This window comes from Bacteroides sp. 3_1_23 (assembly GCF_000162555.1).
GTDB lineage: Bacteria > Bacteroidota > Bacteroidia > Bacteroidales > Bacteroidaceae > Bacteroides > Bacteroides ovatus.
Genome location: NZ_GG774955.1, coordinates 1086875 through 1103867, shown reverse-complemented (window position 1 = coordinate 1103867; position 16993 = coordinate 1086875). Strand labels below are relative to the sequence as shown.

General features: G+C 39.6%; 12 protein-coding genes. 7 read left to right on the top strand and 5 right to left on the bottom strand.

Going from position 1 to position 16993, the window contains the following annotated elements; translation table 11 throughout:
* Window positions 1–34 precede the first annotated feature (34 nt).
* A complete protein-coding gene (locus HMPREF9010_RS02525; protein WP_008651334.1) occupies window positions 35–1204 on the top strand; it encodes an Ig-like domain-containing protein in 1170 nt (389 codons plus the stop codon).
* Between the two features lie 44 nt (window positions 1205–1248).
* Window positions 1249–6711 (top strand): TIM barrel protein, encoded by a 5463-nt coding sequence (locus tag HMPREF9010_RS25040; protein ID WP_008651332.1) that lies wholly within the window; start codon window positions 1249–1251, stop codon window positions 6709–6711.
* Between the two features lie 95 nt (window positions 6712–6806).
* Here HMPREF9010_RS25040 and HMPREF9010_RS02530 read toward each other — a convergent pair whose 3' ends face one another.
* From HMPREF9010_RS02530 to HMPREF9010_RS02550, 5 genes are all read right to left on the bottom strand, one after another.
* A complete protein-coding gene (locus tag HMPREF9010_RS02530; protein ID WP_004302174.1) occupies window positions 6807–6983 on the bottom strand; it encodes a DUF4250 domain-containing protein in 177 nt (58 codons plus the stop codon).
* 61 nt (window positions 6984–7044) lie between these two features.
* Window positions 7045–8589 (bottom strand): carboxypeptidase-like regulatory domain-containing protein, encoded by a 1545-nt coding sequence (locus tag HMPREF9010_RS02535; RefSeq protein WP_008651330.1) that lies wholly within the window; start codon window positions 8587–8589, stop codon window positions 7045–7047.
* 21 nt (window positions 8590–8610) lie between these two features.
* Window positions 8611–9465 (bottom strand): FecR family protein, encoded by an 855-nt coding sequence (locus tag HMPREF9010_RS02540; protein ID WP_004305691.1) that lies wholly within the window; start codon window positions 9463–9465, stop codon window positions 8611–8613.
* A complete protein-coding gene (locus HMPREF9010_RS02545; protein ID WP_004305689.1) occupies window positions 9465–10016 on the bottom strand; it encodes an RNA polymerase sigma-70 factor in 552 nt (183 codons plus the stop codon). The genes HMPREF9010_RS02540 and HMPREF9010_RS02545 overlap by 1 nt, the downstream gene beginning before the upstream one ends.
* 50 nt (window positions 10017–10066) lie before the next feature.
* Window positions 10067–11326 carry a carboxypeptidase-like regulatory domain-containing protein gene (locus HMPREF9010_RS02550; RefSeq protein ID WP_004319878.1) on the bottom strand — a complete coding sequence of 420 codons (1260 nt, stop codon included), beginning with the start codon at window positions 11324–11326 and terminating at the stop codon, window positions 10067–10069.
* A 281-nt stretch (window positions 11327–11607) separates the two neighbouring features.
* On the opposite strand from HMPREF9010_RS02550, the gene HMPREF9010_RS26650 reads away from it, so the two are divergent.
* The 5 genes from HMPREF9010_RS26650 (at window position 11608) to HMPREF9010_RS02575 (ending at window position 16889) form a co-directional block, all read left to right on the top strand.
* Entirely contained in the window at window positions 11608–12039 is a 432-nt protein-coding gene (locus HMPREF9010_RS26650; RefSeq protein ID WP_004305687.1) for a hypothetical protein, read from the top strand.
* Between the two features lie 149 nt (window positions 12040–12188).
* Window positions 12189–12824 carry a DedA family protein gene (locus HMPREF9010_RS02560; RefSeq protein WP_004305686.1) on the top strand — a complete coding sequence of 212 codons (636 nt, stop codon included), beginning with the start codon at window positions 12189–12191 and terminating at the stop codon, window positions 12822–12824.
* Window positions 12825–12902: 78 nt separating this feature from the next.
* Window positions 12903–13550, top strand: a complete 648-nt coding sequence (locus HMPREF9010_RS02565) for a DUF47 domain-containing protein (protein WP_004325331.1) — start codon at window positions 12903–12905, stop codon at window positions 13548–13550.
* A gap of 15 nt (window positions 13551–13565) precedes the next feature.
* Window positions 13566–14582, top strand: a complete 1017-nt coding sequence (locus tag HMPREF9010_RS02570; protein ID WP_004312492.1) for an inorganic phosphate transporter — start codon at window positions 13566–13568, stop codon at window positions 14580–14582.
* A gap of 51 nt (window positions 14583–14633) precedes the next feature.
* Window positions 14634–16889, top strand: coding sequence for a cation:proton antiporter (locus tag HMPREF9010_RS02575; RefSeq protein WP_008651328.1), 2256 nt, complete (start codon window positions 14634–14636; stop codon window positions 16887–16889).
* Window positions 16890–16993: the final 104 nt, after the last annotated feature.

The following is a 16993-nucleotide window of genomic DNA, read 5'->3' as shown; positions in this document are numbered from 1 at the left end:
TTTTGGTATTATAATCATTATAAGAGTTATAGCCATGAGGAAGACAACTTATTTATTAAATTTTCTATTTTTTGTTTGCATTGCAACTTTAATAAGTTGTAATGAAGATCCTGCGGATTCTTCTAAAGAAGATGATAAAGTAATATGGATTAAAGCTGATGATATACAAGGAAGCACTCTCAATCTCGAACGAAATGCTAGTTTCACAATTCGACTGAACTTATACCCCGAGGATGCTATAGACAAAGAAGAATACACCTTCCAATACAAATCATCAAACGAGGCTATAGCAACAGTTAGCGAAGAAGGTGTTATCACAGCCCTTAAAGTAGGTGAAACAACGATTAATGTGATTCCTTCACATAATTCCAAACTAGGGTTTGCATTTACCGTAAATGTAGTAGCAGGTAAAGTCTTAGTAGAAAACATCACTCTTTCCGAAGAAGTAAAGAATGGTATTGTCATTGAGAGTCCCGGACAAACATTCAATTTATCAGAGCATGTGATTATTACACCCGAAGATGCGACAAACCCCAATGTTACCTATTCGATAGATAAAGAAGAGGTTGCAGAAATAGATGAATTTGGTATTATTAAAGCACTTGCACCAGGAACAGCGACTATTACGGTGACAAGTTCGGAAAACCCGATTATTAAAACATCTGTGACACTTGAAGTCAAAGATATTCCGGTCAAAGTACCTGTAATATTAAATAGAGAAAATTGGGTAGTAACAGAAGCAAGCGAATACTTAACCCTGTCAGGAGACGAAACTGCAGAGATTGTGAGAGCTAGAGTAATTGATGGGGATAAAGCATCAACAATCAAATTCGATAAACCCGGAAAAGGAAACAGGCCGGCAGATGATACAAATAATCAATATTTCGTAATTGACAGAAATAGCCAAAATGAATTCCTTTCATTCAAAGTTATCCAACCTGAAGGTAAAAACCCACGAGCATGTGTGACAGCTGTTACAATATATGGAAAAGACTCTGATAGTGGAGCTTGGGAAGTGATTAAAGAAAAGAATGTTTCAATACCCAACTCCGAGACGGCGGGTTCTGATTCCGGAGAAATAGATTTAAAAGGAAGCACAGCTCATACCTACCGATATATAAAAGTGGAAATAACAGGCTGGAACACACAAAACAGTTCAACAACAGAAATGGCTGAATTTTATTTAATAGGATATGAAGAATAAAAGACGCTTGCATTTTGAAAATAAATAACTAATTTCACAACATAATGAAGAAAAAAATAATCGGCTCTGCACTCGCATTGTTATTCGCGGTAGCATTGTCAGCTACTTATGTCAACAAGACATTTAGCATTCCGGACTTTATAACTGAAACAATAAAGTCCACATCAGACAAATTAGTTCTTACCGACAAATCTTTGTCGGGTGGAAAATTGCAATCCAAAATAGACGCTAAATTTGGAAACAATTACAGCCAACTAAGGACATTAATTATCCAAGCCGGAGAATTAACCCCGGATGATTGTAAGTTCATAAAGAAAAGTTTAACTGGACTGGAAGAGCTAACTATTGAAGGAACAGCCAATTTCACCAATGGCATTATCCCCAAAGGAGCTTTCGACGGGATGCCCAATCTTAAAAGAGTAAAGGCAACCCAGGCAAAAGAAATAGGACTTAAAGCTTTCAGTGGTTGTGAGAAACTTGAAACTATTGATTTTCCAAATGTAGAAAAGACCGGTGTACAAGCATTCGCACAGCCAAAAGGCTCAAACAACAGTCAGCTAAGAATTGCAAGATTCCCTAAACTGAAACATGCTGATCCACGAATGTTCTATTACTGTACTAATTTATCAGAACTATATCTCAATGCTCCTCCAGCTTTAAAAAGGCCCGAAGGAAAAGAAGGACTATGGTTCGAACGAGTAACCAAAATGGTCATTCATATACCTAGCCGCAAAGTATATGACGAATTCATGAAAGTGGAAAACTGTGGGTCTGTAGACTGGAGTGCTTTCAACTTCGTTGCCGATAATGGAGATAAATTACCTGCCATTCAACAGGCTGCCGAATACAATGATTCGGCTTACGACCCATTGCGCGATCAACTTCTGCCACATTTTGACCGCACAGATAAAGATTACTCGGGAGATTATTACTCGGGAGATTATAAACTAAGCTTGAATATGTATACATTTAATACAAATATCAATGCTTGGATGAACAACTCCACAGTGGCTCCGCAGTTAAGCACACTGGATGCTATTAAATGGGCAGCAAAGGTTGGTTTTGACGCAGTAGATGTCACCTGTTACTATATTCCGGGGTATAGCAATACAGCAATGCCTACCCGACCGGACTCTGAAATAATCAAATATGCAAGAAACATTAAGAACCTCTGTTCAGAATTAAATATAGCCATTAGTGGTACAGGTATTCAAAACAACTTTGCTGATCCTAATGAGGCACGTCGAAAAACAGATGTTGAAAGAATTAAATACTGGATTAAAATCGCTCACGAAATGGGAGCTCCCGTACTACGCATTTTCGCAGGTCCGCCTCCCGCAGATATTCGTCGTGAAGGATGGGAGAAAATTGCAAGGGAACGAATAGCGCCACATATCCGTGAGGTTGCCATATATGCCCAAAAGAATTATCCGGACGTACGCATCGGCGTACAAAATCATGGAGACATGCTCGCTACCGCAAACCAAGTAATACAATTATTAAAATGGATTGATTGTGACAATGTCGGTATTGTAAATGATACAGGGTTCTATCGTGATTTTCTAAACACTGATGCTACCAAGTACGATTGGTACAGAGACATTGCCCTGGTACTTCCTTACTCCAACAATTTTCAGATAAAGAAAAAACCGGCAGGAGCAGAAACGCAGGAGTTAATGGACTTAAACCGTTTGATAAGAGATATTCGTAAAAGCCCGTATAGAGGATACATTCCCATAGAGTTATTGTGGATTAGCAAGGATGCCGGTTCCCCGACTTCTTTAAAAACCCCTCCCTACGAAGAAACGATCGAGTTTATCAAGAAGTTAAAGCAAGCAATGGAAGATACTAAGTCTTTCAAAGAAATAAGTAAAAGGAAGCCGCTCGGTGTAAAAATGGCTCCTCCCGAAACAACAATGATACAAACCAACCTCCAAAATGGGGGTGGTTTGTCTTTTGTTTTAAAGTCTTCGCATCCTAATATTCTGAAATTCAATGACAAGACGAAGACTCTGACTCTATTAACGAATACCAGCCCTTATCAACTGAATGAGCAAATCAATATCCCTCAAGGGCTATCTATGAGAGTAACAGATTCGAATGGAGCTCCCAGAACGGATATAGAAGAGATACAGAATAAAGATCTGTTAATCATAAGTAATGGTAAAACAAAAGAAACTTATTCCATCAGTGTCAAAAGATACGAACTGATTAATCTTGCTCTTAATCCTGAACCGCAAAAGATTAAGGTCAGTACTTACCGCAAGAACTGTACGGTCGAAAAAGCTTTTGACGGTAACTCTACAGGAACATCAGGAAGTGGTTATCAAGTAGATGGCTCGCAAGCAAACAGTGAAGGAAAAGAGACTTTTTGGCTGGCATTAGACTTGGGAGAAGAAAAAGACATTCATTCCATCGGAGTGGCCTGGGGAACTTCAGTTGCTAATTTAAAGAAACGATTAGTAGATGGAGTTTATCAGATTGCCTACACAAATGACTTAAATAAATGGACTAAACTTTCTAATGCTAAAGGAAGCGGTTCTGTTGGACTGAACGGATACAGTGCCCCTAAAGGATGGACAATCATACATTCGCAAAATGTAGATGAACTGCCTGATGCCAATGGAAACAAAGTTTTCATTCACTCATTCCCTGAAGTGATAAAAGCAAGATATGTGATGGTAAGTGGTAAACTGGCCAATCGTTTTATTGAGATTTACAATCTATTTGTGTTCCAAAAACAATTAGTTGATGGCGCACTCCCGCAACCATCTTATCCCACTTTTGATGCAGCCAGAATAAAGCCCGATTATGACAAAATGAATATAATGGTAGGACGACCGGCAGTGATTCAACAAGGAACTCACGTACCATCTTATCATATTATAGCGCAAAAGGATATTTCTGTGACAGGAAATCTGATGGCTCCTGACGGTAAAGTAATATATGCTTTAAAACCGATTCATATAAAGAAAGGAGATACTTACAAAATTGACATTGATAAGGTAGCCGATGCATTGGGAACATATCATATGGAATTTGCCATAACCAGCGATAAAACCATTTATGACTCCTATTACTTTACTTCCATAAAAGAAGATATTTCCTCGTATACCTATGAAAAACCTTACCCTGCTATCTATATGCAGGAAGGTCGGCTTGTCTATATACCGGATTACAGAGGAAATACAGTGATAGATTACTCCAATGTAGGTTACAAAGGTGGTGGTGTGAAAATTCCGAACGTCCCTGTTCGTGTCATCCTGGAACCTTCCGCTGATCAGAATGCAGATGATACGGAACGTATTCAAAATGCTATTAATATGTTGGGACGCCTCCAGCCAGACGAAAATGGATTTAGAGGAGCCATTTTACTAAAAGCAGGTACATTCCGTGTCAGCCAATCAATCAAAATTGATAAAAGCGGCATTGTTATTAAAGGAGAAGGTGACGGACACGAAAATATAAAACAACACTCCAAACCGCTTGGGCCCAATAATTGGTTTGATTATGGACAATCGGAAAAAGCAGAAAAGAATGTTACCAAAGTAGTAGCTACATGGGTAGCCGACTCATACAATAAAAATGTTGCCGTATTCAATTTTGCCGGTGGAAATATCAACACTGAAAAGACAATAGAAATAGCAGATCAATATGTTCCTGCAGGTACACGTACTATCAGATTGCAAACTGTTGAGGGATTAAAAGCAGGAGATAATATACGTGTCAACCGAATTATTAACGCATCATGGGCACAAGATTTAAAAATGGATGTCATTACAGACGCTCCATCCGTACCTTCTGCAAATCAATGGGCAGTGAATGGGAAACTAGAGAGTTCTTATATGAATGTTTATCAGGAACGCACCATTCTCTCTGTCAATTCTCAAACCAATACGATTACATTGGTAGAACCCATTGTAGATCCATTGAGTATGAAATATGGCATATCAACCGTTACCCGTTTTACATCCGACAACAGAGTACAAAATGCAGGTATTGAAAATATTCAAATTCTTTCCCGCTTCGATAAATCAACTACCGCAGAAAACTCTGCCTTCGGAATCAATTACAAATCATATGATGATGAATATCATGCACAAGTAGCAGTACGTATCGGCAATGCTGAAAATATATGGGTAAGAAGAATCACCAATTACCATATTGACGTAGCAGTTAATATATCAGATGGAGCCAGATGGGTAACCGTACAAGATGTCAATTGCCTTGAACCTGTCAGTGGCACGGGTGGAGAGCGCCGATATAGTTTTACGAATTCAGGCGGATCGCTCATTCTAAATCAGCGCAATTATGCCCGCTATACTCGTCACGGTTTTATTATTATGGGACAAGTGATGGGACCAAACGTATTTTATAATGATCGGAGTGATTACCAATTCGACGCCAACGAACCACATCTCCGATGGTCAACCGGTGGATTGTTCGATAATATCAAAGGACGTATCTATGTGCAAAACCGCTGGAATAACGGAACGGCTCATGGCTGGTCGGGAGCAAACTATACCTTGTATAACAATGAAGGCAAGTTCATCATCAGCCAAAATCAGCTGGCAGCCAACTATTTATTCGGACAATCAGATGCAAACGATCGCCTACCGTTTATCATGGCGGAAGTAGATCCGGGAAACGTACCTAATTTTAAAGCATATGAATACAGCGTTGGCAAAAAGATGAATCCGGCCAGCCTATACCTACAACAGCTCAAGGACAGAATGGGACAACAAGCTGTAGACAATACAAACTCATCGAACATTCCGGCCTATAAAGATGAGTCTGGCAGTTTCAACGATATGTTTGCTTATTTAAGTGAGATCAACATCAACGGAGTAAAATTAGAAAACTTCAAAAAAGAAGTGTTGAATTATACTATTCCTATCGCTTTAGATTACAAGACATTACCTCAAGTGACTGTCAAAGGAGAAAAGGGAACCAGTATACAAAAAGACGAAAATAGTAGAGGTATTACATTCACTGTTACGAAAGATGGAAAGATAACAAGTGTCTATACGATAGTTTATGGATTTGTATCGAAAGAAAAAATCTCATCCAATGGAAGCAGCAAGCAATTAGAAAAACTGACAGATGGTAACCCAAAAACTTTATGGAGTCAATCAGGTTCTCCATACGTACAATTTTATTTAGGAGACACCCCTGTGGAAATAGAAAAGGTATCGCTCGGCTATGGCAGAAATACGCAAATCAGAAGACAATATTATTTTGATTTTGAAATTTCAAATGATGGCTATACCTGGAAGAAGGTCAAAAATTCATCATGGCAATCCGACAATTTAGGTCGTGGACACATTATGGGTATGCAAGTTATGCCAGGAGTAGGCAGTAGTAAATCTGATTATGAAACATTCATATTCCCGAAGAATATAAAAGCCAGACTACTACGTATACAGATGTTTGGTGCACGAAACGGACAAGGCGTCGGCTCCACTAATGCCAATGCCTATTGGGCGATAAACGTAGATACTAAGTAGTTTTCACACAATACCTGTAATATAAGAAAAGCCTCTATCGATTTATTATCTATAGAGGCTTTTCTCATATTTTTAAGATAAATAGAACCAATACATTACCAGAACTTATTGTGTTCCACACTATATTCAAAGCCCACGGCTTTCAACTGATTCACTAATTCATCCTTATCCACATTCATATCTTCACAAAGTTCGTCAAGTGAAGAATAACAATCACGTAACTTCATATTGATGACGCTGAACAACATCATCGGATCTTTTGGTAATTCCATAACATACAATCTTTTAAACCGGATGCAAAGGTACAGCAATCTCATTGAATGACAAAACAAATCAATCTCCTATTTCTTCTATCTTCAAAGAGATCTTTTCTATCAGTTTACTGATTTCCTCTTCCAATGGGATCACGTTGAAGTCCTTCCAGAAGTTCTCATCATATTTGAAATAGGTGTCAGAGAAGATGGTACGGGTGGGCAATCTGTCTGTACGGGGAAATACGACCACTTGCTCGGTATCCACCTTGCAAGTAATCATCTCAAACCAGATATGAAGATCCCGGCTGCCGAACAGCATTTTTACCCGTTTCACTTTGAAATGAAGATCTCCACGGATATGGTGTATGTAATAAGTCCCTTGCCACGGTTTATAAGAAATTGTATATACCACCTTTTGAGGAATCATTCGCACGTTACGCGTACGCCTTTCGACAAACATACCTGCCGCATTCTTCACATATACAGGATGAACTTCCAGACGGGCTTGCAATAGAGCACTTGTCTCGGAATCAAGAAATAGCTCTCCACAAAAAAGAGGTTCGCTGATTCCCTTTTTCTGCTCAAAATGCACCACATTTACAAATCGGTCCTCTAAAAATGTTACTCCTTCTGAAGTATAGTCATAAATACCCTTCTCTACACTAGGAGTCAGGAACTCGGGCATATCTTTGATGATATCCATCTGGATACAAGCCTGAATTCCGGATTTTACTTTTACAAGCAAGCTGTCTTTTGCTTCTACATTACTTAGCCGACTCATCTTCAACAGCTTCACCTGATCCGGTACAGAAGAATATGAGGATGTCTTATAAACCTTAAACACAGCTTCCGACAAGTTTTGAAATTTGTTTTTCAACTGAACTCCTTCACGATAAAAAGTAGTCAGATATACCGGAGTATGCGAATAATTCTTATTCCGCCGCTCAATCATTTCACGCAAAAGTTTCTTTGGATCACTTCGACGAATCACCACTTCCTGCAAAGGGACAACTTTAGGTTCGAGACTAAGTATATTGTGCCGTCCAATCAGCAAAGCAAACTCTATGTCCTGTGAAAGATAACCTATATGAGAAAAAGTAATCAAATCATTTTTCAAAGAATCGGGTAAAGACAGTTTAAAATCTCCATTCTGATTCGTTATACTGCCAATAGATGTTCCTCGCACTCCAACAGTAGCAGAAGAGATAGGTATTCCTGTCTCCTTATCCAGCAAAGTACCGATAATGACAAAGTTTGTTATCTGTTCCGGAACAAAATCTTGTTGCACACGTACCTTTTTCTCCGAAGGGAGAGTAATCAGGATGTGAGTGCCCATCACTTGAAACTCCAGACTGGTATTTCCTACGATGTCATACACTGCCTGACGAATGGAACGTTCGCCTCCCTTTATCTTCACTACTGCATCATTATCAATGACTTTACTATCATAAATAAACATATATCCCGACTGTTGAGAGACATCACTCAACAATGAATAAACAGTACCTTTTATCTTGGGAAGTCTGACTATACGTTCCAGCACATCACTTCCATCCGCTCTCATCATATCGACGAAGAAGAAGAGTATCAGCAGAACGGACAGATAATGATAAGACTGTTTCATTTTTCCCAACTTTAATGAGTTCTATTCCGATAATAAAAGAATATCTCCTTGCCGGATACATTGCAGACCGAGCGCATTAGCTATCAGATTAGCTATAACTTCAGAAGATTCGTCAGAGAATTCGACAGTCAGCCGACGTTCCTCCAATGCCGGTGAGACAACTTGTATTTGCAAACTATCCGAATTCAAATTCATGACTTTCAGAATGTTCGCTAACGATTCATCTTTAAATCGTATATGCTTAAAGAAGCTCCCCCACTCTTCATTCTCCTTATCTGTATCCAAAACGACTAATCGTTGTGATCGCACTACTACCATTTCCCCCGCTTTTACATAACACTCCTGATTTCCTTTTTTTAGAGTAACCTTCACTATCCCTCTTTGTACGGATAAACGGAACGGAGCATTTTCATCACTTTGCACACTAAAAGCAGTACCTAGCACTTCAATCTTAGCTTGCTCCGTGTCAATCCAAAAGGGTTGTCCCTGCTTCTTTGCTACGTCAAAGAACGCATTTCCCTGTAGACTCACTTCCCGTTTATCAGCAATAAAATGTTTCGGATATAACAGGGAAGTTTCTTTTGCCAAGAGTACGACAGAACCGTCTTCGAGAGTCGTTGCCAAAGTGGAAACACCTTGATTTTCCTGTGTAAGAAGATGCTGTGCCAGTTCTTTATCAGAACCGGTCACCCAATACAAAGTTCCCCAAATGACGCCTATCAAAACGGCGGCAACTGCTCCGTACCTGATCCATTGTGAATATTTGCGTGTATGGTGGCCTTCATCCACTTTCGCAAGTAAACGGTCATTGTCCAAGCGATTATACAATCGATTCCACGCCTGATCTGTCTTTATTTTATAAATATCTGTTTTCATCACTTCATGTGAATATAAATTTCTACTTCTTCTCGTAATGTCCGGAGGGCTTTTGTCATTTCAGCCTCTACTGTCTTAACAGAAAGCGAAAGCTGCGTCGCTATCTCGACATATTTCCGCCCTTCCAGACGATGCATCTCGAAAATCCTCCGTCTGCGAACCGGCAGCTTTTCAAGGGTTCCATTTATGAATCTCTCCAATTCCTCATACTCCATCTGTTGATGAGGATCTGTTGACTGCTCTGGGTTGGAAGTAGTCAATACAGTTTCACGGTATCTGTTCCGAACTTCCTCGTGTTCGCAATACTGCAAAGATTGATTACGAGTCGCTCTATACAAGTAACTTTTAACGGACTGAAAGATCTGTAAGCGCTCCCTTTCTTTCCAAAGTACATAAAAAAGTTCCTCCACAATCTCTTCAGCCACTTCCATTTGCCCGGTAATGCCTGCCGCATAACAGCAAAGAGGAAAATAGTAACGGCGAAAGAGTTCCTCAAACGCTTTTATGTCACCTCCCTTTATCTTTTTTAGTATGAGCAGTTCATCCAGCATACTTGCTTTTCTTTATGATTGACCTCAAATATAAGAAAACTATCCCTGTTTCAATTCGATTGCTTTTTTAATTTATCCACTGCGTGCTCCAAAGATTCCGTAGGTTCGATGATATTGTAGTTTCCCCAAAAGTCCGGACTCCAATATTCGTCTACTTTATCATAGAATATTTGATTCAAGCTGAAGGCTTCTTTGTTGGGAATAGTCTCCAACATTCCTTCTCTCTTGTCGGTCACGACCATTTCGGAAGCTACTGTATAGCTTGTGGAAAACAGTTTCTTCTTCCAGTCACATTTGAAACGGATTGTGTTGCTAATGTAATTCAGATAAGTTTTTCCATCCACATCTTTATAAGTGACCAGGTAGGACAGCTCTTGCGGCTTGAATCTTAAACCGAGAGGCTTTTTATATAGAATGGCAGTGGTTGCCTTCGATTTATCCTGCATGTCCAGACTCATCTCTATACGGGTAAATGACAAGCGTTCACGATCGATATATAATTTGCCATACAAGAGAGCATACATAAGGATTACCTTCGGGCGGAAATTAATAACATACTGCATACGGTTATCTATAAGCATAGATTCCGCCATCCAGAACTCATAATTATTCAATTCTTCCATATCGAGTAATGCTCCCTTGTTCTTCACAACATCCAAAGTGATGCTCAAGTTAGGGCCGCCAACAACCTTGACAGCTAATGTATCACTCGCTTTCTGGCTAAGCAGGCGACGTCCCTTCACCACCCTTACTTTGTCATAATTAGTATTTCTATTAGTGTAGGCTGTTTTGGACACATCAATTACAGCCTCCGATATACCGATATACCGACGCCCTTTCTGTACAGTCTCCCGATAAAATCCCGTCAGCATATCACGCTTATCACTATAATTTAGAGGAATCTTACTGATTGCCTTCTCTACAATCATACGTGGATTTTCAGCAAACACCACCACTTCATTCAGCAGGTTGGCATGAGGTGTCAGCCAAACCGTCAACTTAGAGGGTGTTTCTTTCTCCAGAGAGATATGATTATTTACATAACCTATATGTGAAATCTCCAGTTCGCGCAGCGCTTCTGTTTTTTTGATTTTCAAAGCAAATTCTCCTTCCGCATTCGTCACAGTGCCGATATTACTGCCATGTACAGATACATTTACGTTCTCCAGAGCTTTTTTATTTTGCTTGTCTTTCACCATGCCAACGATTGTTAGATAATCTCCGGCATCTCCTTGCGCCCACACAGGAAAGCTACAAAGCAGCAAACAAACTGACAGCCATCCAACCAAGTGTTTTTCTACATTCTTCATACTGATGCTTTTTAAAGGTAAATAAATTACGTTTCTATTTATAAGAGCGCTCAGACTGGAAATACCCTACAGCTTTTACAAAAAAAAGAAAAAGAAATCATATTCCAATGTTATATCCGGGAATTAATAAGAAACAATGTACCAATGGGATAACATATACTCCGATGAAATTTACGATAAGTAACTTCAAAGAATAATTCCCGGTAATCACTGATATAATTGTTAATTATGCTTGTGAATATGTATTTCATATAAAAATAGTTTCTACCTTTGCGGCCGTTATGATGAAGTACATATTTTGTATACTATTAGGCGTATTTCTGTGTTGGGGATTCCATCTGATTTCCAACGAAGCACAAGAGGCATACCGGTTAGAAGCCGGTAGTAACGGCATACAAACCTATTCCTATTCATATACCTCTAAAGCTAGCATTATACAACTGGATCAAGAACAGAAACTAGTCAAGACAAAAGAATACGCCGGAAAGCAAAATTACAATAACGATAACGGCGTTTTAAATCCATTTTCCTTCCGCCACCTCTCTCCCTTAAAAATACTAAGATTCAATATTCCTTCTGTCACTATCCGCATACTAAGCTCGCTAAAGATTCAACTTCCTAAAAATCAATGGACAGGTTTTTCATATTATACCAATCTTTTTAAATATTCCGATAGATATCATATCTATTCATTAGGACACATACTCATTTAGCCATTTTATATCTTTTTTCGGCATAGGACAATTCAAGTCTTTTATGCCCCACTTTCTGTTTGCCTCCACCATTTGAGTGAAAAAAGAATTCACTATGGTCTGGAAGCCTATAACATTCTTTCATTACAATAATAACCAAAGTATATAAAATGGACTTTTTATTGGATTTTATACTTCATATCGATCAATATATGGTGATGATTGTGCGTGATTATCATGCCTGGACATACGCCATATTGTTTTTTATCATCTTCTGTGAAACCGGATTAGTGGTCACTCCTTTTCTTCCCGGTGATTCTTTACTCTTCGTTGCAGGAGCCATTTCAGCATTACCCGATATGCCCATCAGCGTGCATATACTTGTCATTATCTTATTTGCCGCTGCCGTATTAGGCGATTCCTGCAATTACATGATAGGACATTTCTTCGGTCGAAAGCTGTTTAATAATCCCAACTCCAGGATATTCAAACAAAGTTATCTGGAGAAAACACACGAGTTCTATAAAAAGTATGGTGGGAAAACAATTATTCTAGCCAGATTTGTCCCGATAGTACGCACATTTGCACCTTTCGTAGCAGGAATGGGAAAGATGAATTACTACTATTTTATGATGTATAATTTAGTTGGTGGTGCGCTCTGGGTTGCCGTATTCTGTTATGCTGGTTATTTCTTCGGCGACCTTCCGTTTGTGCAGGAAAACCTGAAGTTACTGATTGTAGCCATCATATTTATCTCTGTATTGCCTGCCATTATAGAGGTAGTACGTGCCAAACTAAAATCTTAAAAACAGCAAACTATAATCTGTATTCATTTGTTACTAATATAAATAGAGAAGAAAAAACAATTTAAAGTTTTTACACTTATGAAAAATTCTTTTTTTAGCCGGTTTACTCCAAAGGAGCCCAAATTTTTCCCTTTACTGAAACAGCTATCAGAAGTGCTCTGCGAAGCATCAGTTGTTTTAATAGAAAGCTTGCAACATGACTCACCTACAGAACGTTCGGACTACTACAAAAAAATCAAAGACCTGGAACGGGAAGGCGACAGACTGACACACCTGATTTTTGATGAATTAGGTACTACCTTTATCACTCCTTTCGACCGCGAAGATATTCATGACTTAGCTTCCTGCATGGATGACGTCATTGACGGAATAAACAGTTGTGCCAAACGAATCTCTATTTACAATCCCCGTCCTATTTCAGAGAATGGCAAAGAGTTGAGCCGTTTGATTCAGGAGGAAGCGATCTATATATGCAAAGCCATGGACGAACTCGAAACATTCCGTAAGAAACCGACTCTTCTCCGTGAATACTGTTCCAAACTACATGAAATCGAGAACCAGGCGGATGATGTATACGAATTCTTTATCACCAAACTTTTCGAAGAGGAAAAAGATTGCATTGAACTTATCAAAATAAAGGAGATCATGCATGAACTGGAAAAAACGACCGATGCCGCAGAGCATGTAGGTAAGATTCTCAAAAACCTGATTGTAAAGTACGCATAAAGCAAGCCGGAACACATGGAATTATTAGTGACTATCATCATTCTGGCTCTGATATTCGATTATATCAACGGCTTTCACGATGCAGCAAACTCAATAGCTACCATCGTATCTACCAGGGTGCTTACTCCCTTTCAAGCTGTAATATGGGCTGCTTTCTTCAACTTCGTAGCCTTTTTCATTGCCAAATATATAATAGGTGGATTCGGTATCGCCAATACAGTATCCAAGACTGTGGTAGAGCAATATATCACCCTGCCCATTATATTAGCAGGAATTATAGCGGCTATCACTTGGAACCTGGTTACCTGGTGGAAAGGGATTCCGTCTTCTTCCTCACACACCCTTATCGGAGGGTTTGCAGGAGCTGCCATTATGGCAAACGGATTTGAAGCAATTCAGCTTAACATCATTCTTAAAATTGCAGCCTTTATCTTTCTGGCTCCTTTTATCGGAATGGTCATTGCTTTTGGTTTCACCCTGTTTGTCCTCTACATCTGCCGACGCGCACATCCTCACACAGCCGAGCAATGGTTCAAGAGGTTACAACTCGTATCCTCCGCCCTCTTCAGCGTCGGACATGGCTTGAACGATTCACAGAAAGTAATGGGTATTATTGCCGCTGCCATGATAGCCGGCCATTCAATGGGATTGGGCATGGGTATCAACAGCATCAATGACCTTCCCGACTGGGTTGCTTTTTCGTGCTTCACAGCAATTTCACTCGGTACGATGTCCGGTGGCTGGAAAATAGTGAAAACAATGGGAACAAAAATTACCAAAGTAACCCCATTGGAAGGAGTGATTGCCGAAACAGCAGGTGCTTTCACTCTCTACATTACGGAAATGTTGAAAATCCCCGTTAGTACCACACATACTATCACAGGAGCGATTATTGGAGTAGGTGCAACTAAACGCCTCTCTGCCGTTCGTTGGGGAGTAACCAAAAGCCTCATGACTGCCTGGATTCTTACAATTCCAGTCAGTGGACTCTTAGCTGCAGCTATTTATTATATTGTTTCCATCTTTTTATAGATGGAAACATATTATCTATCAGGAATGTTATAATAAATAAACCCACACCTAATGTCACACTTGCCAACTTTGATTGCCGACCTTGCGCTGATATTAATATCGGCCAGTATCATAACCTTATTGTTCAAATGGCTAAAACAGCCTTTAGTCTTAGGTTACATTATTGCCGGATTGCTGGCAGGTCCTTATATTAATATTTTCCCTACAGTAGGAGATATTGAGAATATCAATATATGGGCAGAAATAGGTGTGATATTCCTGCTCTTTGCACTCGGACTGGAGTTTAGTTTTAAGAAGCTCATGAATGTAGGTTCCACAGCTTTTATAACGGCTATCACCGAAGTAATCAGTATGTTGCTCATTGGATATTTGGTGGGACAATTATTAGGATGGGGCACTATGAATTCCATTTTCCTGGGGGGAATGTTGTCTATGTCGTCCACTACAATCATTATCAAAGCCTTCAATGATCTGGAATTGCGTAACCAACGTTTTACCGGTATCGTATTCGGTACTCTGGTAGTGGAAGACCTGATTGCTATCTTAATGATGGTGCTTCTTTCCACAATGGCAGTGAGTCAAGACTTTGTGGGTGAAGATTTGCTGATAAGTGTGCTCAAGGTCGTTTTCTTTTTAATCCTGTGGTTTCTCATAGGTATCTTCGTTATTCCGGCCTTTCTCAAAAAAGCAAAGAAGTTGATGAATAACGAAACTCTTCTGATTGTCTCTCTCGGTCTTTGTCTGGGAATGGTGGTATTGGCTACTTACACAGGTTTTTCAACAGCGCTAGGAGCATTTATCATGGGATCTATCCTTGCCGAAACCATCGAGGCCGAACATATCGAACATATCATACAACCGGTAAAAGATCTCTTCGGAGCTATCTTTTTCGTTTCGGTCGGTATGCTAGTGAATCCGGCTGTATTGGTAGAATACGCCTGGCCTGTCATCATCATTACATTGGTTACCATTATCGGCAAAGCCATTTTCTCTTCGTTTGGCGTACTCTTATCCGGAGAACCACTGAACACTTCCATCAAATCCGGATTCAGCCTGGCACAAATCGGAGAGTTTGCTTTCATTATTGCCGGACTGGGTGTTTCGCTCAAAGTGCTTGATCCGTTTATTTCACCTATCATTGTGGCTGTATCTGTTATTACCACTTTCACGACTCCTTACTTTATCCGTTTAGCCAATCCTTTTGCCGAATGGCTTTACAAAATATTGCCTACTAAAGTACAGGAGACATTAGATCGTTATGCTTCCGGCAAGAAGACCATGAACCACGATAGTGACTGGAAGAAATTACTAAAAAACATGATTGGGAGAGTTGTCATCTATAGCGTACTGCTCACTGCTATTTGGCTGCTGTCGATACAAATCATTTATCCCGCCATCAGCGAAATGTTTACTCCTATCACTATATGGATCAAACTGGTGATGTGTCTGGGTACTCTTCTGCTTATGACTCCTTTTTTATGGGCGCTCATCTCCAACAAATACAACTCTTCGGAATTATTCCTGAAGCTATGGAGAGACGAGAATTACAATCACGGACGCCTGGTTTCCCTGGTTCTGGGACGTGTATCTGTTGCTCTTTTCTTTATCACTAGTGTAGTCATCAGCTACTTTAAACTCAACTGGGGAATAAGTGTGATTATTGCCATAGCCGTAGTAGCATTGATTCTTATTCTTAGGGAAGACCTCACGCAATATTCACGATTGGAAACAAGATTCCTTGCCAATCTTAACCGACGGGAAGAGGTAGCTAAAAAACGGCACCCGCTAAAAACAAGTTTCAATAGCGAATTCAATGATAAAGACCTTGACTTGACATCTATCCTCGTATCGCCTTATTCCGATTACATCGGCAAGTCTTTAGGAGAACTTTCATTCAGGCAAAATTTTGGAGTAAATGTCGTCGCGATCACTCGTGGCGATCTGAACATATATATACCGAAAAGCTCTGAACACATCTATCCGCAGGATAAATTGACAGTAGTTGGTACAGATACGCAATTGCAGGAATTCAGAAATAGAATAGAAGATGTAAAAAGCACATCAGATACAGATGCAGTGGATAAAAAGATAACTCTCCACTCTTTCACGGTAGACGAAGAATTCCGCTTTTTAAATCAGACTATCGCGCAGTCTCATTTAGGAGAGAAGCATGATAGTATTGTTGTAGCCATTGAACGAAATGACGAACAGATTACCTTGGATAAAGACACAACTTTCCAATTAGGAGATCTCGTTTGGATTGTGGGCAACCGGGAAAAGATTAGAAAAATACTGTACTTAACGTAATTGGTATCTAAGCCAGAATGGAATACAAAAGTATAGTACCCACTATACAACAGCTTTAATGTTTCTGTATAGGCTGTATACTGCAATAAAGTTCTGATTCAAAA

Excerpts from the sequence above, each read along its gene's own strand:
- HMPREF9010_RS02550 (WP_004319878.1), bottom strand. The coding sequence starts at position 11,326 with ATGAAGAATGTAGAAAAACACTTGGTTGGATGGCTGTCAGTTTGTTTG.
- HMPREF9010_RS02530 (WP_004302174.1), bottom strand. The coding sequence starts at position 6,983 with ATGGAATTACCAAAAGATCCGATGATGTTGTTCAGCGTCATCAATATG.
- HMPREF9010_RS02540 (WP_004305691.1), bottom strand. The coding sequence starts at position 9,465 with ATGAAAACAGATATTTATAAAATAAAGACAGATCAGGCGTGGAATCGA.
- HMPREF9010_RS02570 (WP_004312492.1), top strand. The coding sequence starts at position 13,566 with ATGGAATTATTAGTGACTATCATCATTCTGGCTCTGATATTCGATTAT.
- HMPREF9010_RS02565 (WP_004325331.1), top strand. The coding sequence starts at position 12,903 with ATGAAAAATTCTTTTTTTAGCCGGTTTACTCCAAAGGAGCCCAAATTT.
- HMPREF9010_RS02575 (WP_008651328.1), top strand. The coding sequence starts at position 14,634 with ATGTCACACTTGCCAACTTTGATTGCCGACCTTGCGCTGATATTAATA.
- HMPREF9010_RS02525 (WP_008651334.1), top strand. The coding sequence starts at position 35 with ATGAGGAAGACAACTTATTTATTAAATTTTCTATTTTTTGTTTGCATT.
- HMPREF9010_RS26650 (WP_004305687.1), top strand. The coding sequence starts at position 11,608 with ATGATGAAGTACATATTTTGTATACTATTAGGCGTATTTCTGTGTTGG.
- HMPREF9010_RS25040 (WP_008651332.1), top strand. The coding sequence starts at position 1,249 with ATGAAGAAAAAAATAATCGGCTCTGCACTCGCATTGTTATTCGCGGTA.
- HMPREF9010_RS02560 (WP_004305686.1), top strand. The coding sequence starts at position 12,189 with ATGGACTTTTTATTGGATTTTATACTTCATATCGATCAATATATGGTG.
- HMPREF9010_RS02545 (WP_004305689.1), bottom strand. The coding sequence starts at position 10,016 with ATGCTGGATGAACTGCTCATACTAAAAAAGATAAAGGGAGGTGACATA.
- HMPREF9010_RS02535 (WP_008651330.1), bottom strand. The coding sequence starts at position 8,589 with ATGAAACAGTCTTATCATTATCTGTCCGTTCTGCTGATACTCTTCTTC.